Source organism: Kribbella sp. NPDC058693 (genome assembly GCF_042715335.1).
GTDB lineage: Bacteria > Actinomycetota > Actinomycetes > Propionibacteriales > Kribbellaceae > Kribbella > Kribbella jiaozuonensis.
The window spans coordinates 89304-116199 of the sequence record NZ_JBHXSQ010000002.1 but is presented as its reverse complement, the minus strand read 5'-3'; the positions used below and the strand labels follow the sequence as shown (position 1 = coordinate 116199).

Sequence of the window (26896 nt, the reverse complement as noted above, 5' to 3'; positions counted from 1 at the left end):
GCGGTCGCACCCCGATGACCGGTTCCTGACATCAGAGCCGGATCGACTTCTTGTTCATGAATTCCTCGATGCCGGCCGGGCCGAGTTCGCGGCCGAGGCCGGAGCGTTTGATGCCGCCGAACGGGAGGTCGGCCTGCGAACCGCCGGCACGGTTGAGGTAGACCATGCCTGCGTCGATCTGGTCGGCGACACGGCGGTTGCGGTCGGTGTCGGTGCCCCAAACGGACGCGCCGAGACCGAACGGCGTGTCGTTGGCCAGCCGGATCGCGTCGTCCTCGTCGTCTGCCTTGAAGACGATGACGACCGGGCCGAAGATCTCCTCGTAGTACGCGTCCATGTCCGGGGTGACGTCGGTGAGGACGGTCGCTTCGAGGTACGCGCCGGGCGTGATGCGGCGACCGCCGGCGCGCAGCGTCGCGCCCTGTTCGATCGCCTTGGCGACCTGGGCGGCGACCTCGTCGGCGGCTGCGGTCGACGCGAGCGGCGGGAGCTTCGTCGCCGGGTCGGACGGGTCGCCGGGGACGTAGTACTCCGCGACGCGTTGGGTCAGGCGGTCGACGTACTCGTCGTAGATGTCCGCGAGGACGATCATCCGCTTCGGGGCGTTGCACGACTGGCCGCAGTTCCGCATCCGCGCGGTCGCGGTGGCGTTGACCGTCTCGTCCATGTCGTCGGTGTCGAGGATGACGAGGGGGTCGGAGCCGCCGAGCTCGAGCACGGTCTTCTTGAGGTTCTTGCCGGCCTCGGCTGCCACCGAGATCCCGGCCTGCTCGCTGCCGGTCAAAGAGACGCCCGCGATCCGCGTGTCCGCAAGGATCCCGGGGATCTGCCGGCTCGACGCGAACGTGTTCACGTAGACGTCTGCCGGTACGCCGGCCGCGTCCAGGATCTCCTCGATCGCGCGCGCGGACCGCGGGCAGATCGAGGCGTGTTTGAGCAGGATCGTGTTGCCGAGCACGAGGTTCGGCGCGACGAACCGGGCGACCTGGTAGCACGGGAAGTTCCACGGCATGATCCCGAGCAGCGCGCCGATCGGGCCCTTGGTGATGACGGCCCGGCCGCCCTTGATGTCGATCGGCTCGTCCGCGAGCAACGCCGGACCGTGCTCCGCGTAGTACCGGAAGATGTCGACCACGATGCCGACCTCACCACGGCCCTCGTTGATCCGCTTGCCCATCTCCAGCGTCATGATCCGCGCCAGCTCGTTCGCCCGCTCCTCGAACAGATCCGCCGCCCGGTCCACGATTGCCGCCCGCCCATCCACCGGTCGACGTCGCCAGTCCGGGTAGGCGTCGTACACCCGCCCGATCGCCGCCCGCACCTCCTCCTCCGTCGAGTTGGCCACTTCCTCCACCAACTGCCCACTTGCCGGGTCGGTGACTGAGTACATCGCTTCCTCCATCCAGAGCCGGGACCTGCTCACCATACTGTATACAGTGAGCCGATCTGTTGTAGTCCGGCGTCTCAGCAGGCATGCTCGATGTTCCGCCCACTTCGTCGATCGGATGCCCGCCCGTGTCTGAGCAACGGAAAGTTCGTCGTGTCCTGCGGCTGGTTGCAGTGCTGGCCGCCATCTCGGTGCCGTCGATGGCACTTGCGTCGCCCGGTGCGGCTCCCCCGGATCCTGCGAATGCCTGGCAGTACCCGCACTGGCCGCAGCAGCAGCCCTGGCAGCAGTCGGGGCCGGACTTGCGGGTCGCGAAGACGACGGCGACCGGGCTGCCGGGGCCGATCGACCCGCAGAACTGGGAGAACCCGGATCACATGACGTGGGCCGACTACGTCAAACCGCCGGGGACGAACTGGGCCGACCCTGCGGTGAAGGGATCGCAGCGGACGTTCAAGGGTGCGCTCGTATTGCTCGACTACCCGAACCAGGACTTCGTGATCACCAAGCCGAAGGGCTCGACCGTGTTCGGCAACCCGAGCGCCGCGGCGAACGGCGTACCGCGGGACCAGGTCCCGGCGTTCTACCACGACTTCCTCAACAAGCCCGAGCCGCTCAACCACGGGCACACGCTGCACGAGTATTGGATGGAGGACTCCGGCGGCCGGTACGGCGTCGACCTCTCCGCGTTCGGCCCGTACCGGCTGCCGGGCAAGTCGCACGAGTACGGCATGGAGTTCCAGAGCCCCGCGGAGTGCCCGGCCGGCGACGATTGCGACCGTGACATCCGGACCGACGGCAAGGCCGCGTGGGTCGCCGACCAAGGGACCGAAGTACCGGCCGGCTTCGACTTCGTGTTCTTCCTCAGCGCCGGGCAGGACGAATCGTCCACCTGGCAGGAGTTCGGGATGATGAAGTTCCCGACCAAGGAGGACGTCACCGACGACTTCGGCCCGCCGGACCCGGCGCTGCCGAACTGGTCGGACACCCGGTACGTCGACTGGACGTCGTGGGCCGCCGGCGCGTCGATCTGGCCGAACGCGGGCGGCGGCTCGTCAACGCAGGCGGAGAGCTCCGGGATGGGCGTGTTCGCCCACGAGTTCAGCCACATCCTCGGGATCGGCGACAACTACAACAACCCGTACAGCATCCCGGCCCGGCGCGACTACACCGGTCCGTGGGAGATGCTCAGCCGCGGCAGCTTCAACGGCCCGGGCGGTCCACACAGCCGCTGGATGATCCCGGCGACCGGCGGCGCCTCGATGGGCGCGCAACACATGCTCCGCAACAAGGTCAAGCTGCAGATGGTCGACGAGCAGAACGTACTGCGGTTGTCCCGCGAGGCGCTCGCGTCGTCGGGTGTCGTGATCGCGAACGTCACCGCGCGCAGCGTGAACCCGGGCGCTAAGGACCTGTCCGGCGTCAACGTCGAGCTCGGCGGCGCGGGCGATCTCGACGCGCCGTGCGACGTGAACACGGACCCGATGTGCGACGGCCGCGGGTACCAGAACTACACGGTCGAGGTGGTCGACCGGATGGGCACGGACTCGTTCACGCCCGATTCCGGCGTACTGCTGACGAAGACCAAGAACCAGGACCGGGCGCCGTTCGAGTGGGTGATCGACGCGAACCCGCAGGACATCAACCTGACCGACTATGTCCTGCCCGACGGCACGAAGGTCCCGATCACGATCGGCGACTACCGCCAGCTGTCGGACGCGCTCTTCCACGCCGGTACGAACTCCGGCAGCGAGTACGAGTACACCGACACCGCGAACCGTCTGCACTTCTACATCACCAACGTCCACCGCGACCGCAAGGGCGTGCTGTCGTACACGGTCGCCATCCGCTCGCTCGACGGCTCGGGCGCGCAGAAGCGCGGCGTACGCGTCCTGCCCACGGTCGCGAAGCCGGACCGCAGCGGCGTACAGACCTGCACCTTCCGCCTGACCAACACCGGCAAGGCCGGTACGACGTCCGGCCCCGAGGACATCACGCAGTACCTGAAGGGCGACGTCTACCGCCTGTCCGCCAAGGCCAGCGGCTGGCCGGTCGCCCTCCCCAACGCCCTCGCGACCGCCAACGCCGGGCAGCAGGTAACCGTCCCCGTCTACACCAAGCCCGGCACCGGCCCGATCGGCAAGATCACCCTCACCGCCACCTCCGAAAGCGACCCGACCAAAACCTCAACCGCGACCTGCATCGCCATCAAGCACTGACCGCAAGGCGCCGGGCGTCCAACCTGACCTGACGCCCGGCGCCGCGAGCAGATAGTCGACCACGCGGTCGATCCCCCAGCCGTGCGCTTCCACCAGGCCGGTAGCGATCCAGCGCAGGTACGGCGCGGCCGGGGCGGAGGGGTCGAGGTCGGCGACGGTTCCGTGGGTGACGGTGAACATCGGTACGCCGTCGCGTTCGCCGAGGCGGGCCACGGTTTCGTAGCGGCCCGGGCCCATCGTGTGGAGTGAGTCGACCATGGGCAGCAGGCCGGCGAGGTCCACGGCGAACTCGCCGCCGGGCTCGCGGCGCATCTCCTGGGCGGCGACGTCGCCGAGTTGGTCAGGCGTGAGGAGGTACGCCCGGCCGGCAACGACCCCGTCGGCGCTCGCGTCGTAGAAGGCGGAGCCGCCGCCCCATACCTTCGACGTACCGGCGAAGACGAGGCCGCCGGGGAACTCGACGCCGGCGATCGCTTCCGGGTCGCTGTGGTCGCGGCAGCCCGGATAGACGCGCGCTCCGCCTTCGGGGCGGCCGCCGGCCAGGTAGCAGCGGAATCGGTCGAGTGCGAGATTGGATCCGTAGGCGACGTACCAAACTCGCTGCATGAAACCCCTTCAGAGCGGGAGCGGGCGTTCCGCGAAGGCCTGCTCGGCTTCGGCCAGCACGATCCGGGAAGCATCACGGTAGCGGCGATCCGCGTCCGCCGGGCTGTCCCCCACCGCCGTCAGCCCGAGCCGGCCGCGCTCGGTCAGGCAGCTGATCATGTGGAACACGATCCCCACCTGCCGCGACTGGTCGAAGTGCAGCCCGTTGCGGGCGACGATGTCGAACAGGTCCGCCGGCCCGAGCCCGGTCAGCAGCTCCGACTCGAGGTGATCCGTCGCGACCAAGTGCTTCTCCTGCCCACTCGGTGTCAGGAACAACGCCGTCTGCGGGTCGTAGCGCCCATCGGTGAGGAACTGCAGCGTCAGGAACGGATGCGTCGTACCGCCCTTGCGCAGGTTGAGTTCGATCGCGTACGCCGACCAGCCGACCGCACCGCGCACCACGACGAAGTCGACCGCGAACCGCCCGAGCGCGCCCTCGTCCGCCAGCCGCTGCCCGATCGTCGCCGCATGCTCGGTGATCATCCGCGCGTACTCCGGCGCCGCCGGGAACACACACCCGAGATAGCTCTGCCCACTCGCCCCGCCGAGCAGCTGATCGTGGGTCGACAGCAACTCGACCTTGCCGCCCGGCACGACCCGCAGCTGCACACTGGGACTCCGCAACTCGTCCCCGACGATCCGCTCCTCGACGATTCCACCGTTCTCCGCGAACTTCGCGATGTACACGTCGAACGGCGTCGTCACGGACTCCAGCTCCATCTCGCGAAGTCGCTGCAACACCTCGTCCCGCTCCCCCACCGCGCCGGGCGCCGGCAGCCCCTTCAACCGGACCACCGCATTGCCTTCACCGGACACACCTTCGTTGAGCTTCACGATCACGCTGTCCATCGTCGGCCGCTCGGCCCGCATCGTCAGCAGCGCGTCAGCGAGCTCATCCAGACTCCGCAGGTCCTCCTTGCCCAGCGGATGCGGTACGCCGAGCTCCGCGAACAACCGCCGGCACCCGGACTTCGACCCCAACGGCGCGAGCCGCGGATCAGCGGCGTACATCGGGATCCCGAGGCTGATCGCGACGTCCCGCTCGAGCTCGGTCGTGTTGTACGGAACCAGATGCGACCGCATCCGATTCGGAATCAGATCAGCAATCCGCTGCAACAACCGCGGCCGAGCCAACAACTTCTCACTCAGCGACACCGCCGACGCATCATCCACCGAGATCAACGACAACCGCGCCCGAGCATGACTCGGAATCACCCCCGGCAACAACGACAGGTAGTACTCGATGATCTCCGGCGCGATCGGCATCGACGTCACATAAACCATCCGCAACCGCGGCTCCCGCAACAGAATCAGCAGGAACAAGAACCGCTCCTCGTACGCCTGCATCAAGGTCCCGGTCTCAGCCTCGGTCTTGTCCAGCGTCAGCGACGGTACGACGATCACCGACTCGTCGTCATGGTTGCGCCGCATCGCGTCCCACACGCCGGCCATCCGCTCCTGCAGCAGATCGAACCGCTCGTACCGCTCCGCCTCGGTCAATGCCGAAAGCACGCGCTCCGTCCGGTCGGGCGCCGTCCACAGATCACCGGTCATGACGCAATCCTCGAGTTGTCGAGCCCACGGATGCTGTAGGCATGCACGGTCCGGCTGAAGCCGCGAACCTCCCGGAGTCCCGCGTCCTCGCCCAGGACCCCGTCCCCGGCGGCGCTGAAGACTCGTTCGGTCGCGAGGATCTGCCAGGGGTCGGCATCCGCGCACAGCCGTGCGGCGAGGTTGGTCACGCTGCCGATCGCCGCGTAGTCGAGTCGCCCGTCGAATCCGATCGTGCCCAGCGTCGCGTAGCCCTGCGCGGCCCCGATGCGCAGCGACAGATCGTGGCCGCGCCGGCTCCAGGCCTCGGCCAAACCACGGACTCTGGTGCGCATCGCGACACTCATCCGCAACGCACGCAGCGGACCGTCCTCGCACCGGACCGGATCGTTGAAGAACACCATCAAGCCGTCGCCGGCGAACCGCTCGAGCGTTCCCTCGAAGCGGAAGATCAGGTCACCGAGCGCGTGGTGGTACTCCTCCAGCACACCCATCACCTCCTCCGGCTCGCTCGCCTCCGCGAACGTTGTGAAGCCACGCAGGTCACAGAACACGACGACGATCTCGCGCCGGTGACTGGCCAGGAACGACTCGTCGCCGGAATCGACGATCAGCTCGGCGAGTTGCGGACTGAGGAAACGCCGCAGCCGACCCATCCGCTGCAGCTGCGAGACCTGGTGCTCGACCCGCGATTCCAGCTCCTGGTTCCATCCCGCCAGCTCGGTCGCCTGTCGTTTGATGGTGTCCTGGTACTGCTTGATCCGCGCGAGCGATGCGACCCTGGCCAGCAGTTCGCTCTGGTTGATCGGCTTGGTCAGGAAGTCGTCTGCACCGGCCTCGAGCGCCTTCACCTTCTGCTCGTCGCCGCTGGCCGTCACCATCACCACCGGCAGGTACGCCGTGTCCACCTGGTCCCGGATCCGCCGGCACACCTCGTACCCGTCGATCCCCGGCATCAGGATGTCCAGCAGGACGAGGTCGACGTCGTCGGCACCGATGACCTCCAGCGCCTGCTCACCCGAGGATGCGGTCAGTACGTCGTACCCTCGCGGGCTGAGGATTGCCTCCAGCAACCGGACGTTCGGCGGCTGGTCGTCGACGACGAGGACTCTGGTCATGTCGTCGCACCGCCGAGCTGGAGAAAGTCGCGCACCTGCTGCGGCAGCCGGCGGATGCTGATCGGCTTCTCGACGTACCCGGTGAAGCCCGATTCGAACGCGTCATGCCGGTCGTTGTCCATCGCGAACGCCGTCACCGCCACCACCGGTACGGCGTGCTCGCGCTCGCCGGCCCGGATCCGGCGCAGGGCCTCGGCGCCGTCGATACCCGGCAGCTGCAGGTCCATCAGGATCAGATCGGGATGCTCGGACGCCGCGAGCCGCACCCCGTCCTCACCCGACGTCGCCTCGATCACCTCGTAGCCGGAGAACCGTAGTACGTCCCGCAGCAGTTTGAGATTCTTCGGATTGTCCTCCACCACCAGGATCCGGCCTGGATTCATCGATTCTCCCCCTCGTCGTGGGCGAGCGCTCCGACCGCCCGCAATGCCTGCAGCAACGCGTCCCGGCTGACCGGCTTGACCAGGTAGGCGGCCGCGCCGAGGGCCGCGCCGCGACCCCGTTCGTCGACGATCGACACGATGACCACCGGGATGTCGCGGGTCGCCTCCTCGGCCTTCAGTGCCTGCAGCACCGCCCACCCGTCGATCCCGGGCAGCCGGATGTCCAGCAGTACGGCGGCCGGCCGAACCCGTCGTACTGCGTCCAGCCCGGACTGACCGTCGCCCGCGACGGTGACCCGCACGACCGGGCCGGACAGGTACGCGGTGATCAGCTCGAGCGACGGCCTGTCGTCCTCGATCACCACGACGTCCGTGACCGCCCGGGCCGGATCCGGCCGGACCTCCTTCTCCCTGCTGCGCAAGGAGAATCCGAAGGTGCTCCCGACGCCGACCTCGCTCTCCAGCCACATCCGCCCACCGAGCAGTTCGACGATCCGCCGCGAGAGCGTCAGGCCGAGCCCGGTCCCCTCCTCCCGGGACGGACCGCGACCTCCCTGCTGGAACGACTCGAAGATCCGCTCGCGATCCTCCGGAGGGATGCCGCGGCCGGTGTCGGTCACGGTGATGTGGACCTCGGCCCCGGACCGCGTCGCGCGGACCACGACCGAACCGCCGTCGTCGGTGAACTTGACGGCGTTCGTCATCAGGTTCAGCACCACCTGCTTCAGCCGGAGCTCGTCGGCGTACACCTCGTCGATGCCGGGTCCGATCTCGACCCGCAGCTCGAGACCGTGGACGGTCGCCCGCTCACGCAGCATCGCCACCGTGTTGTCGAGCAGCCGTCGCAGCGGGAACGTCGTGTACTCCAGCTCCATCCGGCCGGCTTCGACCTTCGACAGGTCGAGAATCTCGTTCAGCAGTTCGAGCAGGTGCTGGCCGGAGCCGTGGATGTCGCGCAGGTACTCCTCCTGCCGCTCGTTCAGATCCCCGAACATCCGCTCCAGCAGGACCTCGGAGAATCCCAGTACGGCGTTCAGCGGCGTACGCAGCTCGTGCGACATGCTCGCCAGGAATTCGGACTTGTGCCGGCTCGCCACCTCCAGCTCTGCACTCTGCTGCTTGAGCTCGCGATACAGCTGGGCGTTGAGCAGCGCGAGGGTCGACTGATCGGCGAACATCTCCAGCAGCGCGAGCGTCTCCGCCGAGAACTCACCGGGCCGTTTGCGCCGTACGACGAGTGAGCCGACGATCTGGCCCTCCCGCAAGAGAGGTACCGCGACGAGCGAGCGCCAGCCGGCGTCGTACAGGACGGCCAGGTGCGGATCGAGCTCGACCTCGCCGAGATCGGGGACCGCCAGCGGCCGGCCGAGCTTGGCGGCGCGACCGACCAGTGTCTCGTCGAGATGGATCCGGGTCGTGCGCAGCTGTTCGATCACTCCCGGGTCGGTCCGGTACACGCTACGCACCAGGAAACACTGCTGGTCCTCGTCGTACTCCATGATCGAGCCGCCGTCGGTCGCCGAGATCCGGACCGCGTGCTTCGCGACGGTCGAGAGCACGTTGGAGACATCGAGGCTGGAGTTCACCGCCTCGCCGACCTCGCGCAGCGCCTCCAGCTCACCGAGCTTGCGGGCCAGCTCGGCGCCGCGCGCCTCGAGCTGCTGGACCAGCTTCACGCTGTTGAGCGCCATCGCGGCCTGGCCGGCGAAGGCGGTGACGAGGTCCTGCTCGCCCTGCCCGAACGGACTGACCTCGTTGCGCCAGACCGCCAGCGCACCGACCACCTCGTCGTCGATCAGCATCGGCGCACCCATCGTGGTCCGGAACCCGGCCATGCGTTGCAGATCCTGCCGTCCGAACGCAGGGTCGGCGAGAACGTCGGGGATCTGCTGCGTGGTGCGGTCGAGGCCGACCCGGCCGATCAGTGTCGTCCGGTCCAGCGGCGTCGGATGCTCGATCAGGTACTGGATCGTCACGTCCGTCAGACCTACTGCCTTGCTCAACTGGAAGTGGCCGTCTTCGAACAGGTACAGGTGAGCGGCTTGTGAGCGGCAGAGGCGGCGGGCGCTTTCGACGATGGTGGTCAGGACGGTGTCCGGGTCTCCGGCCGAGCGGCCGACCGCGGACAGGACCTCGTTGGCCGCGGCGAACTGGTCGTTCAGCGCCGCGAGCTCCGCCTGGAGCCGTTCCACCCCGGATTCCCTGGCGCCGAAAAGCGCCCGCCCACCCATCGCAGCCTCCCCCAACCCCCAGGCCGCACTAGTCCAGTCTTGCGCCAAAGTGGAAAGCGAGCAATTCATCTTCCATCGTTTAAACGTTCAGATTAGGGTGCCTCCGTCGCAGTGCTGGTGATTCAGACTCCATCCGCCCCACCGCCTGTCAGGAGACTTGCATGCCAGACATCAATCGCCGGAGGTTCCTCCAACTGGCCGGAGCCTCGGCCGCGTTCGCCGCGATGGCGAACAGTATCGAGCAGGCGGCCGCCATCCCGGCGCACCGTCGGTACGGCACCATCCAGGACGTCGAGCACATCGTCGTACTCATGCAGGAGAACCGGTCGTTCGACCACTATTTCGGCACGCTGAACGGTGTCCGCGGGTTCGGTGACCCGCGGCCGGTGACGTTGCCGAGCGGTCAGCCGGTGTGGCACCAGAAGAACGCGCTCGGCAAGGAGATCCTGCCGTTCCACCCGGACGCCGACGACCTGGGCATGCAGTTCATCCAGGACCTCGCCCACAGCTGGGGCGACGCGCACCAGGCGGTGAACGGCGGCAAGTACGACCAGTGGATCCCGGCGAAGACGTCGACCACGATGGCGTACCTGACCCGCAAGGACATCCCGTTCCACTACGCGCTCGCCGACAAGTTCACGCTCTGCGACGCGTACCACTGCTCGTTCATGGGCTCCACCGACCCGAACCGGTACTACATGTGGACCGGCTACACCGGGAACGACGGCACCGGCGGCGGCCCGGTCCTCGGCAACGACGAGGCCGGCTACGGCTGGACGACGTACCCCGAGCGGCTCGAGCAGGCCGGCGTCTCCTGGAAGATCTACCAGGACATCGGTGACGGCCTGGACGCGGCCGGCGGCTGGGGCTGGATCGACGACGCGTACCGCGGGAACTACGGCGACAACTCGCTGCTGTACTTCAACAACTACCGCAACGCCTCGGCCGGGAACCCCTTGTACGACAAGGCCCGCACCGGCACGAACGCGAAGGCCGGCGAGAGCCTCTTCGGGCAGCTCACCGCCGACGTCAAGGCGAACAGGCTGCCGAAGATCTCCTGGATCGCGGCGCCCGAGGCGTTCACCGAGCACCCGAACTGGCCGGCCAACTACGGCGCCTGGTACATCTCCCAGGTCCTCGACGCGCTCACCTCGAACCCGGAGGTATGGAGCAAGACCGCGCTGTTCATCACGTACGACGAGAACGACGGCTTCTTCGACCACGTCGTACCGCCGTTCCCGCCGCTGTCCGCATCACAAGGCCTGTCTACGGTCGACCCCGGCCCGGACCTGTACACGGGTACGAAGGCCGCGCACGGCGCGTACGGTCTGGGTCAGCGGGTGCCGATGCTCGTCGTGTCGCCGTGGAGCACCGGCGGCTACACCTGCTCGGAGACGTTCGACCACACCTCGATCATCCGGTTCATGGAGTCGCGGTTCGGCGTCCACGAACCGAACATCTCGCCGTGGCGCCGCGCGGTCTGCGGCGACCTGTCGTCCGCGTTCGACTTCGGTACGACGGCCACCCGGCCGGCCAAGCTTCCCGACACCACCGCGTACCAGCCGCCGGACAACAAGCGGCACCCGGACTACGTGCCGACGCCGCCCGCGGTCGGTCAGGTGCCGGTGCAGGAGCGCGGCTGCCGCCGTACCCGGCCGTTGCCCTACGCACCGGTCGTCGACGGAGCCGTTGCCGACGGCAAGTACAAGCTGACCTTCAGCTCCGGGCCGCACGCCGGCGCGCAGTTCCTGATCACGTCCGCGAACCGCACCGACGGCCCGTGGACGTACACCGCCGAGGCCGGCAAGACCGTCGCCGACATCTGGAATCCGATCTACTCCGGCGGCGTCACCGACCTCACCGTCCACGGCCCGAACGGCTTCCTCCGCACCTTCAAGGGCAAGCCCGCGACCGGCCTGGAGATCACCGCCCGCGACAACGCCGGCAACCTCACCCTGACCATCACCTCCGACGCCGCCCGCCGGGTGACGATCAAGGACGCCTACACCGGCAAGAGCAAGAACCTCGACGTCCGCAAGGGCAAGACGACGTACACCGTCACCACCACCAGCCGCTGGTACGACATCTCGGTCACCACCACGACCGACACGACGTACCTGCGCCGCTACGCCGGCCACGTCGAAACCGGCGCCCCCGGTACCAGCGACCCGGCCATCAAGACGGCCTGAAACCAGGGCGAATGTCTGGCGGTGGGGCAGCACCCACCGCCAGACGAAGCCACCGACCGACCAGATCAGTCGCTGAACAGGTCACCGTTCGCAGGTGGCCTCGGCGCCTTCGTGGCCCACGACGGCACGGGTAGCACTTGTGCGGCCTCGAGATCTGGGACGGTGATCAATCGACCGTCCATGATCCGGGCAAGCAACTCACCCTGTGCTGGCTCGAGCGCCACGCACCGACCGATCACGTTGAGGAGCTCCAGGAGCTCTGTGGTCATGGCTGGTGTCCAGCGAGTAGAGATGATGTCATTCAGCGGCGAACCGCTCTTTCCAGTCGGCGCCTTCTTCCGGTAGTCGAACCAATGCCTGAGTACGAACATCCCGGACACCTGGTAGTCCACGACCTCCTGCGGAACCGGTGCGATCTCTCCTTTTCCGATGTGGAGGGTTCGGCTTGCCGGTGAGTACCGAAGCTGCGTCGGCATGTCGGCTTCACCGTCCGGGATGCTCACGCGCACCGTCGGCCGCTCGACCTGCAGCCGAGGTGGACCGAATGGACGACCTTCAGTCCGACTCACCGCACGTTCACCATAGGTGTGCAACCACAACACCTCCCGACCTAGACAGACCGCGTCGTTCCAATAGGTCGGGTCAGCGGTGAGGGGCATCCTGATACCAGGCGACGTAAGAAACTCAGCGAACCTCGAGAGGTACCCACTGTGCGAGGCTATCGCTGCGAAGTAAGCGACCAACTGATCCGCGTCAACATTGTGCCCGAAGCGGTCGGAAAGGAATTCCAGAAGACCCGGAGCGACGTTGGGAGAGACTGCCAAAGCGTCCCGGTAGAGCGGCAGAACGCGTCCGCCACGCCCCATGAAATAATGCATGTCGGGTATCAGCGCGGAGAACACCAATGCTGGACCCGCCGTGATCGGGTGCGCGTGCTGCTCGACCATGTAGAGCTGGTGATCCGACATCGTCCACCAAAGCGGGGCCCGAGGTCGATCCAACACGCGTGCGTCTGCGATCAGCCACTTCCTATCAAAGGATCGGTGAGCGATTCTTTGTACCTCCGGCGCCATTCGCCTTTCGGTACGCAAGGTCCCAACATGAGTTGGCAAGCCCGGCACGGGTCGCACCAGAGAATCGATCGTCGATGACGTTTCCTTCATCAAGGACCGCTTTTCGTCCGCCGATGCTGTCACTAAACAAGCCCAACGGCGCTCTAAAGACTCGATCTCTGGCGCATAGACCCAGGTACGGTTCGGTTTGACCCCCGGGACGACCCACGGCACCAGATCGATCATTGCTGGCATCGAGTTCCACCTCGCGCCAGACTCCGCCTCGAATGGCTTCCCCCAACCAGTTGTGCACACCGTCCACCGAGGTGACTCCAGTCCAACCTCCCCGAGTGCGGCTTCCTTTTCCTCGACTGTGCCACTCAAACTCAATCGATGGATCCGAGCTGGCACCGTCGGATCAGCATGTCCCTTTCGGATGAAGATCGCCACACAGATGGGCTGTTGATTCGCCTTGAAGAAGCGGGTCGAGACAGGTGGCTGGTGGCCTTCCGGCGTCAGGTCGATCAGCCAGCCCTCGTCGGCAGTACGCCGCAGGTACTCGCGCATCCCGGCGAAGCCAGGTCCGGTCGTGAAGCCGGCTGAGCACACCATCGCCACGATGCCGGCCGGATCCGCGGGATGCGCGTCGAAAGCCTTCCAGGTCGCCCAGCGCCAGAAGTAGACGTACTTGTTCGAGAGGACGTACTCGAGCTTGCCGTTGCCCGGCTTACGGAACGCGGACAGGCTGGGCGATGTGAAGGTGTCCCCGGGTTTCTCGATCCAGCTTGATGAACCCTTTGCCTTGTCCTTGTACGGCGGGTTGCCGATCACGACCATCACCGGGTCGTCGCGCTTGACCTGGTTGGCGCCGTGCCGCGACTGTTCAATCGCCTCGTACATCCTCCCGAGCGGGAGGATCTGAAGATCTGGGTCGTCCAGTGTGTCGGTGAGAAACCTGCGCTCACGGATCGGGATCTCTGCCCTGTGACGCTTCTTCAGCAGTGTGTGAATCCGCAACTCCGCGACCGCGTACGGAGCCGCCTGGTTCTCGAATCCAATCAGCCGGTTTGAGAGTTCGCGGAGGTGCGGAACCACCGCCCCCGGCCCCTCCTCCTGCGAAATGGTCTCCGCGACCGTGTTCACGACGTCCGCCAGGAAGCTGCCCGTACCCATCGCGGGATCCACGACGATGACATCCGACTGAGCGAACCCAAGTGGTCGATCGAGCCGCTCTCGCAATATCTCGTCGACGAATCTCGTCATGAATCCGACGAGTGCGGCGGGGGTGTAGTAGACACCACTCTTCTTGCGCAGCTCGGGATCGTACTTGGCCAGGAAGTTCTCGTAGAGCAGCGCATACGAATCGTCCGGGAAGAAGCTCCAGTCCACGACACTGAGCACGCGGATCATCGTTGTCAGCGCGACGCTGTGTTCCTCCTCCGGCTGGTCCGTGAGCACTGTCAACGCACGACCCATCAGGGAGTGCTTCTTCCCGAGCAGACGCGCAATCTCACCGATCGACTGGTGGTCGAAGCTGACTTCCTCGACCCGTGCGAGCAGGAGAGCAAAGGTCACCGTCTGGGCATACTGATCGGCGAACTCGGCGTCGGTGAGGTTCGGAAACAACACCTGCCGCCAGTCAGTTGCGAGCCTGGTGAAGTTGGGAGTTGCCTGTCCTCGCTTCTCGCGGTCGAGCTCAGTCGCTATGTCGTCGCGAAGCAGCCGGCACAGATTGGCGACCAGTCGAACCAAGTCGTCGAGAGTGCGAGGACGCTCAGGCTTCCACAACAGGAACCCGTCGATCACACTCTCGAACTCGCTGCCTGCTGCATGCAGATTTCCTGCCGCGTGCACCAAGCCGGGCTCAAGCCGAGCAACCTTGCCTTGGAGCTTGCCGAAACTGAAGCGAGCAAACTGCTCGCCATCGGAGTACAGAACATTCGGAAGTTGCTGGAATCGCCGCCACTGCTCGAGATCGTGTTTCCCGGGGCGTTGCCAGGTCTCCGGAACGCCGTGCCCTGGGCGTTTCAGCTCGACGTAACCCACCCGGGCATCGGCGACATCCACAGCATAATCAGGCCGAATGGAGAGATCCGGCAGACGCGTCTCGCCGATCATCGTGACCGTCAGACCGCGACTTTCCGCAACCGATCTGATCATCCGTTCGAATGGTCCCCGTAGATGGTCCTCACTCGAGCCCTCGCCGGTCCGAAGCTTGCGGGACACCTCTCGGCCGAAGCGCGCGATCGCGAGATCGATCGCCGCTTGTGCCGGCTTCTGAACAGCATTCGACCGAGGCATCAGTCCCCCAGTTGTTTCAAACGTTCAATGGCACCTCACGTCAGCGCAGACCTTGAACTATTTTCTGGCGCACCGAACGGCGCGGCGAGTTGACTCGGCGCGCCGTTCAGCGGTGACTGGCTCGTTAAATGATCGGGGCTTCCGGCTTGGTGGTGTCGGCTGGCGTGTTGTCGTCGAGGTGGTCGAGTTCGTCGACCTGGATGCGGGACGTCCAGCGTTGGTCGGGGTCGGGTTGGGGGATCGAGTCGAGGAGGAGTTTCGTGTACGGGTGGCTGGGCTCGTGCATGACCGTCGCGACCGAGCCGCGCTCGACGATCTGGCCCTTGGTGATGACCATGACCTCGCCGCCGAGGTAGTAGACCGTGGACAGGTCATGGGTGATGAACAGCGTGGTCATGCCGTGCTCGCGCTGGAAGTCGAGCAGGATGTCCAGGAAGTGCTTGCGGACCTGGGCGTCCAGCATCGACACCGGCTCGTCGGCGATGATGAACGACGGGCGGAGCATGTGGACGCGGGCCAGCATGATCCGCTGCCGTTGCCCGCCGGACAGCTGGTGCGGGTACCGTCCGAGCACGTTCTCCGGCTCCAGCCGGACGGCCTGCAGCGATTCCTCGATCAGCTTCAGGCCGGCCGCGCGGGTGTCGGCGAGTTTGAACTTCTTGACCGCCTTCCACAACGCGCGATCCACCCGGTAGAACGGGTTGAAGATCGCGTACGGGTCCTGGAACACCGGCTGCACGTCGCGCCGGTAGGCGTCGTACTCCGCCCGGCTCAGCTTGAAGATGTCCTTGCCGCCGTACAGTACCGATCCGGCCGTCGGCTTCTGCAGGCCGAGGACGTTGCGGGCGATCGTGCTCTTCCCGCTGCCGCTCTGACCGACCAGGCTGACGATCTGCGGCGGTGACGCGAGCAGGCTGAAGCTGACGTCGTCGACCGCGGTCACGTAGCCGTCGGCGACCCCACGGGCGTGGAATCGTTGCTGTACGCCACGAAGTTCGAGCTCGGACTTCACGATGCCTTCCTTCCCAAGCGCGGGATCGACTCGATCAGCTGCCGGGTGTAGGGATCCTGCGGATCCTTGAACACCTGGCGTACGCCGCCGACCTCGACCAGCCTGCCCTCGTACATCACCGCGACCCGGTCCGCGAGCTGCGCATGCACACCCATGTCGTGCGAGATCACCATCAGCGTCACGCCGAAATCGGTACGCAGGTCGGCGAGCGACTGCAGGATCACCCGCTGGATCGTCACGTCGAGCGCGGTGGTCGGCTCGTCCGCGATCACCAGGTCGGGTTCGAGTGCGACCGCGATCGCCATCAGCACCCGCTGCTTCATCCCACCGGACAGCTCGTGCGGATACATCCGGGCGACCCGTGGCTCCAGGCCGACCTGCGCGAGCAGCCGCGGGATCATGTCGCCGACCGCTTCCTTGCGGTTCGGTGCGTGCTCGACGATCACGTCCTTGAACTGGTCGTGCACCCGCATCACCGGGTTCAGCGAGCTCATCGATCCCTGTGGGAGATACGAGAGCGCGCTCCACCGCAGTACCCGGAGCTCTTCGCCCTGCACCTTCAGCAGGTCCACCGGCGATCGTCCGGCGGGATGGAACATCACCGAGCCGCCGGTCACCTTGCCCGGCGCCTTCAGGAGCCGGAGCAGTGCGACCGCGAGCGTGCTCTTCCCGCTGCCCGACTCGCCCGCGATCCCGAGGATCTCGCCGCGGCGGACGTCGAGGTCGATCGCGCGAACCGCCTGCACATCGCCGCGGTTCGTGGAGTAGACGACCTCGAGACCCTTCACTTCCAGAACATTGGCTGGCACGTTATTCACCGGCCACTCCCCTCAGCCGCGGGTTGTAGACCTCTTCGAGGCCGATGTTCACCATGTTCAGCGCCGCGAACAGCAACGTCAGCAGTCCGACCGGTACGACGAACATCGGCCAGGCTCCCAGCGTCAGCGCACCGGTACTGATCGCGCTGTAGATGATCTGACCGAGGTCGATCACGCCACCGGGCCCGAGCCCGATGATCTCCAGACCGACCAGTCCGAAGATCGCGCCGAGTGCCGAGGACGCAAACCCGACGCCGATGAACGGCAGCAGGTTCGGCAGCAGTTCGGTAGTGATGATCTCCAGGTCGCGGGCCTTGCTCACCCGGGCCAGATCGACGTACGGCCGGGTCCGCAGGCTCAGCACCTGGGAGCGGATCGTCTTCGCGGCGAACGGCCAGGCGAAGATCGAGATCATCACGCCGACCTGGAACAGGCTGACGTTCTTCGCGTACGCCGACAGCGCGATCAGCAACGGGAACGTCGGGATGACCAGCAGGATGCCGGTGAACGTGGACAGGATCCCGTCGATCCAGCCGCCCTTGTACCCGGCCACGAACGCCACGATCACGCCCACGACCGTCGAGATGACACCGGCGATCGCGCCGATCTGCAGCGAGACGGCCAGCGCCTTCACCACCATCGCGAACACGTCCCGGCCGAACTGGTCGGTGCCGAGCAGGTGCCCCGGCCCGGGCACCAGCCACTTGTCGTACGCCGCCAGCTCGATCGGGTCCTGGCCGCCGCCGATCGCCTTCGCGATCAACGGGCTGAACAGCGCGAGCAGGACCAGCACCCCGAGGATGACCAGTCCGGTCGCCAGCCGCCGGCTGTTCCGGATCGTCCGCAGTACCGCCGTCAGGATTCTCATCGTCATCACTTCCAGTACTTGACCCGCGGGTCAAGCAGCGGGAGCAGGAGGTCGAGGAGCAGGACGGCGGTCAGCACCGAGAAGATCGCCATGTCGGTGACGCCGAGGATCGTGTTGAAGTCGAGCTGCTGGATCGCGGTCACCAGCGTGGTCCCGAGACCCGGATAGTTGAACAGCTGCTCGACCAGCACGTTGCCGTTGAAGATGAAGCCGAGCGAGATCCCGAACGCGGTGATCTGCGGCAGGTAGCAGTTCCGCAGTGCGTACCGGGTCAGGATCCGCCAGCTCTTCAGGCCCTTTGCCTCGGCGTACACCAGGTAGTCCTCGCCGAGAATCGGAACCATCAGCATCCGGGTGGACAGGATCCAGCTGAACGTCCCGATCACCACGATGGACAGACCGGGCAACAATCCGTACTTCAGCACACTGCCGATGAACTCGAGACTGATCGCCGGTTCGATGTTCGAGTCGTACGCCGATCTGGCCGGCAGTAACCCCATCGAGTACGAGAAGATGTACACCAGGATCAGCGCGACGAAGAAGTACGGCACGTGCGACAGCGCGATCGACAGGTTGGTCGCGATCGCCGAGCCGAGCTTGCCGCGTCGCCAGCCGGCGATCGCGCCGATCAGCACACCGAGGATCCAGGCCAGTACCGAGGAGATACCCAGCAGGCCGATCGTCCACGGCAACGCCCGCAGGATCACGGTCTGGGCCGGCGTCGGATAGTTGATCAGGCTCGGCCCCAGATCGCCGTGCAGGACCAGCTTCTCCATGTACACGACGTACTGGGTCAGCAGGTTCCCGTCCAGGCCGAACTCGTGCTTGTAGCGGGCGATGATCTCGGCGCTCGCCTGGGCGTTGTAGATGTAGTTCTGTTGCAGGGTCTGGATCAGCGTCTGGATCGGGTCACCCGGCATCAGCCGGAAGAAGAAGAACGCGATCGTCAGCGCGCCCCACAGCTCGATCAGGTACAACCCGAACCGGCGGAGCGCGTACGCCGCCAGCGGATGCCGCGACAGCCAGGCCCGCACCCCCGAGACGGGTGCGGAGTCCTGGCTCTTGTCGACAGCGACCGCAGGCGGGGCTTCCGCCGTCACGCCGGTCCCTTCTGCCCGGTGGGCTCGATCTTGCCCAGCACGAAGATGAAGTGCTGCCACCAGTTCAACGGCACTTCGTACAGGTCGTCGTCGGTCGGCCAGCCCTTCCAGAACGTGGTGTTGAAGTACGACGGGTAGCCGGTCTGGATCACCGACAGCATCGGCAGGTCCTGGAAGTAGATCTCCAGCGCCTGGTTCAGCAGCGGCTTGGCCTCTTCGCTGTTCGGGTCGAGCTGGGCGAGCTTCTCCGAGATCGCGTCGAACTTCGGGTTCCGGTACCGCAGCTTGTTCTTACCGGCCGCGTTCTTGCCGACCGGCTGGTACTTGTCGCTGGTCCAGTCCGAGTACAGCTGCTCGGGGTCGATCGCGATACCGGCCCAGCTCGAGTCGATGTCGTACTGACCGCGCTGGAACTTCTCGTCGTGCACGTTGCCGGCCAGGCTGCGCAGGGTGGCCGGGACGCCGACCTTGGCGAGCTCGGTCTTCAGCACGTTCGCGATCGCGTACTCGCCGCCGTCGACCGGCGAGGGCGTGATGATCTCGAGGTTGATCTCCTTGCCCTTGTACGTCCGCTTGCCGGCGGCGTTCTTCGGCGCGATCTCGTCGAGCAGCTGGGTCGCCTTGTCCGGGTTGAACTCGAACTTGTACTTGTTCGCCAGCTCGTCGTTCTTCCACTTGTCGTTGGTCGGGTAGTCCGCCCACGGGTACTGCGCCGGCGGCACCGGGACCGGCCAGATCGACTTGCCGATCTTCTCCCGGTCGAGGCAGTAGTTGATCGCCCAGCGCATCTTCGGCTCCGAGATGACGCCCCGCGACGGGTCGCAGTTCAGCCACAGCACCCGTGGGTTCGGGTCGTGGAACTGCGTTGTCTGCAAGGCCGGGTAGCCGGTGTTGCGCAGCTGCTTGGCGTGCTGCTCGTCCACCGAGCCGACGTCGAACTCCGCCCGCTCGAACGCCAGCGACGCCTGGTCGAGCTGCTTCGACGTGCTCTGGTAGACGACGTACTGCGGCTTGACGTCGAGCTTGTCCTTGTTCCAGTAGTTCGGGTCCTTCTCCCAGATGAACATCTTCTGGTTCCGGATCGCCTGCTTCAGCTTGTACGGACCGCTGTGCACCGGCGGGTTGTCCTTGAACTTCGTCGGGTCCTGCGACTTCCAGATGTGCTCGGGCATGATGCCGAGCGGCGGACCCGCGATCGCGGAGATGAAGTTGTAGTGGAACCGCGGTCCCGGCTTCAGCATCTTGACCACGGCGGTCTGCGGGTCCGGAACCTCGATGTCCTTGACGAACTCCTTCAGCTCACCGCCGCCGCCGAACAGATCGGGCCGGTCGCGCAGCAGCAGCATCGTGAACTTGAAGTCGGCCGCCCCCAGCGGCTGCCCGTCGTTCCAGTGCGCCTTCGGGTCGAACTTGAAGGTGACCTCGGTGTGGTCGTCGTTGTACTTGTACTCGGTCGCCAGCCAAGGACGCATCTCGCCGGTGGCGAAACTCAAGTAGAACAACGGCTCCGTGCTCAGCTCAACGCCGGCGCCCGAGGGCGAACCGTTCGGGATCATCCCGTTGAAGCTGTCGAAGACGGTGTACTCGACCTGGCCGACGATCACCGACTGATCCCGCGGGACCGGGATGTTGGCCTTGCCGATCTGGATCGACTTGGTCGCGACCGGCTTGTTGTTGTTGGCTGGCTTGTCGGAGTACGAGCCTCCGCCGGAGCAGGCCGCGAGGAAGGCCGTCATCGCAGCCGCGGCACCTCCTCCGACCAGACTCCGTCGACTTAGCTGGTACCGGACGACATCTTGGACGTCTTCGAATTGGGGCCGCGGCGCTTCGTTCATGACGAAAGTCACCTCCGTTTCCGTTGCGCGGACAGGCTCATCACCGACCGAGAGGTGCCACGGACTATAAGTAGCGTTGACAACGTTGGCAAGAGTTCGTTGCCACGTTGGAAATATGACGTCATATCCGCAGATCAGTCGATATACCAACCTTTGACAACGTTGGTTCGCTCTGCGTGACGCCCGGAGGCGGAAACGCTTCCAAAGATGGTCACAGGGCGTGCAGATTCGGCCCGGCGGCCGATTCCGGTCAGTCGTAGACGGCGTCGACCAGAAGTTCGGTACTGCGGTCCGGTTCGTTGAGAACCGCCCGGATCACGTGCCGCCGGTCCCACCGGCCGGCCGACCACGCCAGGGCCTTCGCGAGGCCGTCGAAGGTTGCCGCGTGCGGGGCGCCGTCGGCGTCGACCCACCACGAGACCTCGACGCCGTCGACGGTGAGCTCCTCGTGCTCCCACCACGTCGCCGGCACTTCGGGAACGAGTTCACGAACGATCGGCGGTACGTCGGCCGCCGTACCCTCGCCGTCGATCTTGCCCTCGGCAATCTCCTGCGCCATCGGTACGTCGAGGAGATCGCTCAGACCGTCGGCGGCTGCGCCCGAGCCGATCACGAACCCGCCGAGGTCCTCCCGCTGGACCCACATCGGGCCGTCGATCACGACGGCCTGATCCGCGTCGATCACGCGAGTCGCGCCGTCGGCGTCCAGTACGCGGGTTTGCTCCGGCGCATCGCCGGGGAACAGGGCGAGGGTGCCGAGCCGGGTCCACAGGCGGAGGATCGAAGCGGCGTCGACGTCGCGCTCGGGGTCGGCCAGTCGGTCGAGGACCAGGCTGATTCCGTCGGCATCGAGGTCGCCGACGTCGCGGACCAGGCCGACCGCCGTACGGACCTCTGGATCGAGATCGGTCGTCCAAGTGGGTGCTTCGTCGAGGAAGGTGGCGAGCACCGGTTCGGCTTCAGGGTCGGCGCGTCCGGCGAGCGGTTCGCCGTCGTCGAGCAGGACGTGTTCGCGGATCCACCAGGCGGCGTACGACGGGACGCCGAGCGGGCGGTCGTCGGGGCCGACGATGCGGACCTGGGTGACGAGCGCGCGGCGGAGATCGGGCTCAGAACCCATGATTTGCAGGGCTTTCGGCCAGTTGTCGTCGGTGATCCAGTCGAGGTCGCGGATCGCCTCGAGCTCGCCGACGGTGGCGCCGTACCGGGAGCCGTCGGGGGCTACGTCGTACGCCCAGTCCTCGATCGCGTCGAGGTCCTGGACGGCTTCGGGGAGTTGGTCGAGGGCGACATCGGACGCGGCGACGACGCCGAGGGTCGCGAGGACGCCGACGGCTTCCAGGGCGGGCAGGCCGTAGCGGTCGAGGATGTCGCGGGCGATGGGTGCGACCTCGTCGGGGTCGAGGATGGCTTGTGCGTCAGAACCCTCGACAACCAAGGCGTTTGCGGGGACGAGCTCGCCTTCGGCGTCGCGCAGTACGAGGTCGTTGAGCCACCAGAGGCCCTCGGCTTGGGCTGGGTCGGCGGCGACGAGGCTGAGTACGGCGTGGGCGACTGCGTCGGGGTCGTCTGCGTCGGCGGAATGCTCGACGGCGGTGCGGACGGAGCTGTCCTCGAGGAGGGATCGCGGGGTGGCTGGGATGGCGCCTAGGCGTTCCAGGGCGGGGTCTACCGCGTCGGGGTGGACTACGCGGACGCCGTACTCGCCGAAGGCTGCGAGGATGTCGACAGGGATCTCGGGGCCGGGGAGCAGGAGACCTCGGGCGCCTCGGACCAGGCGGCCGTCGGCTAGCGGGACTGGGAGGGTGCCGAGAGACTCGCGGATGAGCGGGTCGGTGACCATGGCGGTGAGGGAGCTGTAGAGGTGACGCCACCAGGCCGGTGGCTCGTCTCCGCCGAGCTGATCCACCACTTCGGCTAGCTCCAGACGCCTTACCTGCAAGGCATCCAGTGCCAGGCGATCCTCTCGGCGTGCGGGGATCAAGCCCGGGACGATCGGTGCGAGGACTGTGTTGAAGGCATCGTCGGCACCTTCCACCACCACGGCATCCCGCGGTCGCAGTACGCCGTCCTCGACTGCGTGGAGGAGCTCCACGCCGGGTAGCACCTGGAGGATCTCGTCGCGTAGCACCCGATCGAGCGCTCCGGCTGCAAGCCCGGTGGGCACCAGGTGCAGGACGTCGTCGCCGTCGGCGACCCGCGCTCGCAGGAGCTCGCCGTACGCCGTCGCCGCTTCCTTCACGAGCCGGTCGGTCAATGGGCCTTTAGCTACATGCCGTCGCGTCGAGTCGAGCGGGAAGCTTGCCAACAGCAACGCTCCGAGCGAGAGCGGCTCGTCCGTCGGGGTCGGGGCATGGACGACCGCAGGCACCTCCGTCGTCGAGGCCGCCGCAACCACCGCAGCCGCCGCAGCCCCTGACTGCGGCTGGATCTCGGCGCGGGGCAGTGCCCAGACGACCGACCAGTTCGGGCGGGAGCGTTCCTCTGTTGGGCGGTCGGCCAAGAGCTGGTCGCGTTCTGCGGTGGTGAAGGTGCCGGCTGCGCGGTGGATGTGCCAGCGGGACTCGACGTCCTGCAGGACTCGATGGTCGTCGGCTGTTTCGATCTCGATGCGCTCGAGACCGGGGAGGGCGAGCAGGAGCGCGTCGTCGGCTTCGGCAAGCAGCCGACGGACGAGGGCAGCCGCAGCCTCGTCGCGAAGCGGGAGGATGACCGCGGTGTCGTAGTCGGCGGGTGGTTCGCCATCGGCTTCGAACGGCAACCGCAACACAGGCACCTGCCCATCCCGCCGCCGTACTTCGGTGTCAAGCTCCCCCGCAAGCCCCGCAATCGCAGCCGCCGTATCCGCCTTCGAGAACCGCACCCCACCGCTGCGCGAGAGAACCACTGGCTCATCCGTCACCGCAAGCACAGCTGAAAAGCCGACCCCGAACCGCCCAACCGTCAAGACACCAGCCCGCCCGCCACCGACCTCCGCCGGGGACGACGTGGGGGCCGAGGGCGCCCCTTCCTCCCCGGCCGGATCGGCTCGCTTGGCTGATGCGCGGAGGGTTGCCAGTGACTGCACGCCTTCGGCGTCGAGCGGCGCGCCGGTGTTGGCTACGACCAGCGTGTTGTTTCTGAACTCGAACAACACGCGACCTCGCACCCCGGCGCGGGCTGCCGCATCGGCGGCGTTCTGCGCCAACTCGACGACCAGGCGGTCGACGTACCCGCCCAGCGCCAGTTCTTCCTCGGCGTTCGCGTCTTCGCGGAAGCGCACGGGTGCGGCCGCCCATCCGGCCAGCACTCGCTCGCGGACTCCCGCCGTACCGAACACGTCATCAGTCACCGGGGAAGTATGACGTTTACTGGAACGGGCAGCCCGGGTTGGGTGCGTCCTCGGACAGCGGTTTGCCGTGCGGGAGGACGTACAGCACCTCGAGCACGATCGGCTTCGGGCCAAGATTCCGCCCGACGTGCACATGCCCAGGCCCGCTCGGCTCGGTGAACGCAGCGCCGGCGCGGTACACGCCGTCGGTCTTGCAGTCGTGGTCGGAGTGGGTCAGCGTGCCCGCCTTCACGAACGCGTACAGCGTGCCGTCGTGGAAGTGCCATCCCGTCGTACCGCCCGGCTGGATCGTGATCTCGCGCAGTACGTAGTCGGTCCGCCCGATCGTGCTCTGGGACAGGATCGTCCCGGTGACCCCCGACCCCGGAGTCGCGTCCGCCGCGGACGGGAGCAACCCGATCGCCAGTCCACCGCCGGCGACCGCAGCGAGGACTCCCCGTGTGAATCGATGCATGAGAGCGACCTTTCCTGAAGCAGGTTTGTGGTAGGTCAACTATCGTGGTCCGGTGATCGCATCCGGCAGCCGGTACGTCGCCCTCGGTAGTTCGTTCGCGGCCGGACCGGGGATCAGCCCGATCGTGCACCCGCCGGCCGGCCGTTCGGGCAACAACTACGCACACCTGGTCGCCGCCGAACTCGGCCTCGACCTCACCGATGTGTCGTACTCCGGCGCAACCACCGCCCACCTGCTCGACACCCCACAGGACGACGCGCCACCGCAACTCGACGCCCTCACCCCGGACACCAAGCTCGTCACGATCACCGTCGGCGGCAACGATCTCGAGTACGTCGGAACGTTCCTGCGCGGGAGCTTCCTCAACACGATCGCCAAGCCCGCCACGATCTTCGGCCGCCGGGTCGCGAACCGGATCCGGGCGCGGGTCAGCTACCTCAAGGACGAAGCGTCGTACCAGGCTGTCGCGGACTCGTTGACGAAGGTGGTTGAGCAGGCGCAGGAGCGTTCGCCGGACGCGCGCATCCTCCTGGTCGACTACCTCAGCCTGGTCGGACCGGCCACGCGGCCGCGCCTCGACGTACCGCTGAACGAGGAGCAGCTGCCGAGCATCGCGATGATGGCAGACGGGCTCGCGGGTGCGTTCGCGAAGGCCGCGGCGGCAACGGGTGCCGACCTGATCGCGGCGTCGGCGGCCAGCCGCGATCACGCGATCGGTTCGGCCGAGCCGTGGACAACCGGGTTCACGCTGCTGCCGCCGACCCTCGGTGGCTTCGTTCCGTACCACCCGAACGCGGCAGGCATGCGTGGCGTCGCCGACCTCATCATCGAGGTACTCCGGACGTGAAGGTGCGTGAGGCAACGACCTCGGACGTCGACGCGGCGGTCGGCACGCTCACCCGCGCGTTGTTCGACTATCCGATGTCCCGGGCCTGCCTCGACCCGGACGGGTACGAGGAACGACTCACGCAGTACCACCGCTTGTTCGTCGAAGGTATCGGGCTGCCGCACGGGCGGATCTGGGTCACCGACGATGTGAGCGCGGTCGCGGTCTGGTTCCCGCCGGACATGCCGGCCGACGTGTTCGCGCCACATGCCGCCGCGTTCCAGGAGGTCACCGGATCCCGGGCCGCGCTGAATGCGGAGTACGGCCAGGCGATCGGGATCTTCCATCCACGCGACCCGGTCTGGCTGCTCGCGCTTGCCGCGGTCGATCCCGATCACCAACGCCAGGGCCTCGGCCACGCCGTCATCGAGCCGGGTCTCGCCACGGCCGACGCTGCCCACTCCCCCGCGTTCGTCGAGACCCAGGACCCAGCAAACGTGGGCTTCTACGAGTCCTTCGGCTTCACCACGATCGCCGAACTAGAGCTCCCCCACCACGGCCCGACCCACTACTCGATGTACCGCGCCGCCCGTTAAGCAGGCTTGTGCACGTACGGCGTGGTGGTGGTGACCGCCAGGAAGCCGAGCCGCTGCAGGATCGGCGAGCTGTCGTCCGACGCGTCGACATGCAGGTACTTGTAGCCGAGCGAGACCGCACGGGCTGCGCGGACCGCGACGAGCGCCTTGTAGATGCCTTTGCCGCGCCACTCGGCGAGCGTTGATCCGCCCCACAGACCGGTGAACTCGGTGCCCTTCTTGTACACGGCCCACGCGGCGGACACGACCTGACCGTCGACCTCGGCGACGAAGATGTCGGTGCCGGATGCATGCCGGCGCACCAGGTCGTCGGTGAGCCAGGACCAGTCGTCGTTCCAGACGGTCGACTCCATCGCCGCGATCCGCTCGAAGTCGGCCCGGTCGGAGACCAGGCGGATCGTCACGCCGTCGACCGAGTCGCGGCCGCGGAGGCGCTCGGCGATGTCGGCGCTCTCGGCAACGAGCACAGTCTCCTGCTCCTCGGGCTCGAACCCGGCGGCCCGCAGCCGATCCGGTAGATCGGCCGGCTGGTCGTGGCCGCGCAGTTTCCACTCGACCGCCTGGCCCTTCGCCGCGAAGTAGTCCCGCTGGCGGGCGATCAGCGCGTCGATCTCGGCGCTGTCGAGACCGTCGAGCGTGCGGTAGCTGACGAACCCGCGGCTCGGGTACTCGACCCGGATCACCGGGCCGTCCAGGCTCGTCGGCACGTCCGCGCTCTCACCCGTACCGCGCAGTTGGTCGTCGTATACAGCAAGCAATTGCTCGCGCTTCGAGTCATCGGTCACGGAGCGACTCTGACACGCGATCGGATCACCCACCAGCCACTCCTAGGGCTCTTCTCCGTACGGCGACGCCGCGTACGGCCGACGCGCTCACTCAGGCCGTGCTTGTCGTCACGCTTGTCGTTGGCGAAGTGGCTGAGCGACACCATCAGGTTCAGCGGTTCCATCGGTCGGTCCTCCAGGGTCTTGGCGCTT

20 protein-coding genes are annotated in these 26896 nt (G+C 66.7%); 4 read left to right on the top strand and 16 right to left on the bottom strand.

All coding sequences use genetic code 11. The annotated features are described in order from the left end of the window. Positions 1-31: 31 nt before the first annotated feature. The gene (locus ACFWUU_RS10290; RefSeq protein ID WP_380174472.1) at positions 32-1390 is read right to left on the bottom strand and encodes an NAD-dependent succinate-semialdehyde dehydrogenase; all 1359 of its coding nucleotides are present in this window, start codon (positions 1388-1390) and stop codon (positions 32-34) included. A 125-nt stretch (positions 1391-1515) separates the two neighbouring features. Between ACFWUU_RS10290 and ACFWUU_RS10285 the strand changes: the two genes are divergently transcribed. Further along, positions 1516-3606: a M6 family metalloprotease domain-containing protein gene (locus ACFWUU_RS10285; protein WP_380174470.1), complete on the top strand. Its 2091-nt coding sequence runs from the start codon at positions 1516-1518 to the stop codon at positions 3604-3606. Here ACFWUU_RS10285 and ACFWUU_RS10280 read toward each other — a convergent pair. The 5 genes from ACFWUU_RS10280 to ACFWUU_RS10260 are packed head-to-tail and all read right to left on the bottom strand — an operon-like array spanning position 3574 to position 9498. After that, positions 3574-4212 carry a histone deacetylase gene (locus ACFWUU_RS10280; RefSeq protein ID WP_380174468.1) on the bottom strand — a complete coding sequence of 213 codons (639 nt, stop codon included), beginning with the start codon at positions 4210-4212 and terminating at the stop codon, positions 3574-3576. The genes ACFWUU_RS10285 and ACFWUU_RS10280 overlap by 33 nt on opposite strands. A gap of 9 nt (positions 4213-4221) precedes the next feature. Beyond that, on the bottom strand, positions 4222-5808 hold the full coding sequence (locus tag ACFWUU_RS10275; RefSeq protein ID WP_380174466.1) for a peptide ligase PGM1-related protein: 1587 nt from the start codon (positions 5806-5808) through the stop codon (positions 4222-4224). Then, positions 5805-6923 carry a response regulator gene (locus ACFWUU_RS10270; protein WP_380174464.1) on the bottom strand — a complete coding sequence of 373 codons (1119 nt, stop codon included), beginning with the start codon at positions 6921-6923 and terminating at the stop codon, positions 5805-5807. The genes ACFWUU_RS10275 and ACFWUU_RS10270 overlap by 4 nt, the downstream gene beginning before the upstream one ends. Beyond that, a complete protein-coding gene (locus ACFWUU_RS10265) occupies positions 6920-7306 on the bottom strand; it encodes a response regulator (protein WP_137257432.1) in 387 nt (128 codons plus the stop codon). Before ACFWUU_RS10265 ends, ACFWUU_RS10270 begins: the two co-directional genes overlap by 4 nt. Then, on the bottom strand, positions 7303-9498 hold the full coding sequence (locus tag ACFWUU_RS10260; protein WP_380174462.1) for a GAF domain-containing protein: 2196 nt from the start codon (positions 9496-9498) through the stop codon (positions 7303-7305). Before ACFWUU_RS10260 ends, ACFWUU_RS10265 begins: the two co-directional genes overlap by 4 nt. A gap of 200 nt (positions 9499-9698) precedes the next feature. Between ACFWUU_RS10260 and ACFWUU_RS10255 the strand changes: the two genes are divergently transcribed. Then, on the top strand, positions 9699-11726 hold the full coding sequence (locus ACFWUU_RS10255; RefSeq protein ID WP_380174460.1) for a phosphocholine-specific phospholipase C: 2028 nt from the start codon (positions 9699-9701) through the stop codon (positions 11724-11726). A 65-nt stretch (positions 11727-11791) separates the two neighbouring features. On the opposite strand, the gene ACFWUU_RS10250 is transcribed toward ACFWUU_RS10255, so the two are convergent. The 8 genes from ACFWUU_RS10250 to ACFWUU_RS10215 all read right to left on the bottom strand — a co-directional run bounded on the left by ACFWUU_RS10250 (position 11792) and on the right by ACFWUU_RS10215 (position 24497). Beyond that, on the bottom strand, positions 11792-14938 hold the full coding sequence (locus ACFWUU_RS10250; RefSeq protein WP_380174458.1) for a type ISP restriction/modification enzyme: 3147 nt from the start codon (positions 14936-14938) through the stop codon (positions 11792-11794). Positions 14939-15203: 265 nt separating this feature from the next. Next, a complete protein-coding gene (locus ACFWUU_RS10245) occupies positions 15204-16091 on the bottom strand; it encodes an ABC transporter ATP-binding protein (protein ID WP_380174456.1) in 888 nt (295 codons plus the stop codon). After that, positions 16088-16879: an ABC transporter ATP-binding protein gene (locus ACFWUU_RS10240; RefSeq protein WP_233714993.1), complete on the bottom strand. Its 792-nt coding sequence runs from the start codon at positions 16877-16879 to the stop codon at positions 16088-16090. Before ACFWUU_RS10240 ends, ACFWUU_RS10245 begins: the two co-directional genes overlap by 4 nt. 22 nt (positions 16880-16901) lie before the next feature. Further along, a complete protein-coding gene (locus ACFWUU_RS10235) occupies positions 16902-17777 on the bottom strand; it encodes an ABC transporter permease (RefSeq protein ID WP_233714994.1) in 876 nt (291 codons plus the stop codon). 5 nt (positions 17778-17782) lie between these two features. Beyond that, a complete protein-coding gene (locus tag ACFWUU_RS10230) occupies positions 17783-18877 on the bottom strand; it encodes an ABC transporter permease (RefSeq protein WP_137257437.1) in 1095 nt (364 codons plus the stop codon). Then, a complete protein-coding gene (locus ACFWUU_RS10225) occupies positions 18874-20613 on the bottom strand; it encodes an ABC transporter substrate-binding protein (protein ID WP_380174454.1) in 1740 nt (579 codons plus the stop codon). The genes ACFWUU_RS10230 and ACFWUU_RS10225 overlap by 4 nt, the downstream gene beginning before the upstream one ends. Positions 20614-20962: 349 nt before the next feature. Next, a complete protein-coding gene (locus ACFWUU_RS10220) occupies positions 20963-24043 on the bottom strand; it encodes a sacsin N-terminal ATP-binding-like domain-containing protein (protein ID WP_380174452.1) in 3081 nt (1026 codons plus the stop codon). 16 nt (positions 24044-24059) lie between these two features. Continuing rightward, positions 24060-24497: a cupin domain-containing protein gene (locus ACFWUU_RS10215; protein WP_380174450.1), complete on the bottom strand. Its 438-nt coding sequence runs from the start codon at positions 24495-24497 to the stop codon at positions 24060-24062. A 52-nt stretch (positions 24498-24549) separates the two neighbouring features. On the opposite strand from ACFWUU_RS10215, the gene ACFWUU_RS10210 reads away from it, so the two are divergent. Both ACFWUU_RS10210 and ACFWUU_RS10205 read left to right on the top strand, forming a co-directional pair. Beyond that, positions 24550-25344 (top strand): SGNH/GDSL hydrolase family protein, encoded by a 795-nt coding sequence (locus ACFWUU_RS10210; RefSeq protein ID WP_380174448.1) that lies wholly within the window; start codon positions 24550-24552, stop codon positions 25342-25344. After that, on the top strand, positions 25341-25919 hold the full coding sequence (locus tag ACFWUU_RS10205) for a GNAT family N-acetyltransferase (protein WP_380174446.1): 579 nt from the start codon (positions 25341-25343) through the stop codon (positions 25917-25919). The genes ACFWUU_RS10210 and ACFWUU_RS10205 overlap by 4 nt, the downstream gene beginning before the upstream one ends. Here the strand turns inward: ACFWUU_RS10205 and ACFWUU_RS10200 are convergent. Together ACFWUU_RS10200 and ACFWUU_RS10195 are read right to left on the bottom strand one after the other, a co-directional pair. Continuing rightward, entirely contained in the window at positions 25916-26704 is a 789-nt protein-coding gene (locus ACFWUU_RS10200; protein ID WP_380174444.1) for a GNAT family N-acetyltransferase, read from the bottom strand. The genes ACFWUU_RS10205 and ACFWUU_RS10200 overlap by 4 nt on opposite strands. Then, the gene (locus ACFWUU_RS10195; RefSeq protein ID WP_170989919.1) at positions 26701-26868 is read right to left on the bottom strand and encodes a hypothetical protein; all 168 of its coding nucleotides are present in this window, start codon (positions 26866-26868) and stop codon (positions 26701-26703) included. Before ACFWUU_RS10195 ends, ACFWUU_RS10200 begins: the two co-directional genes overlap by 4 nt. Positions 26869-26896: the final 28 nt, after the last annotated feature.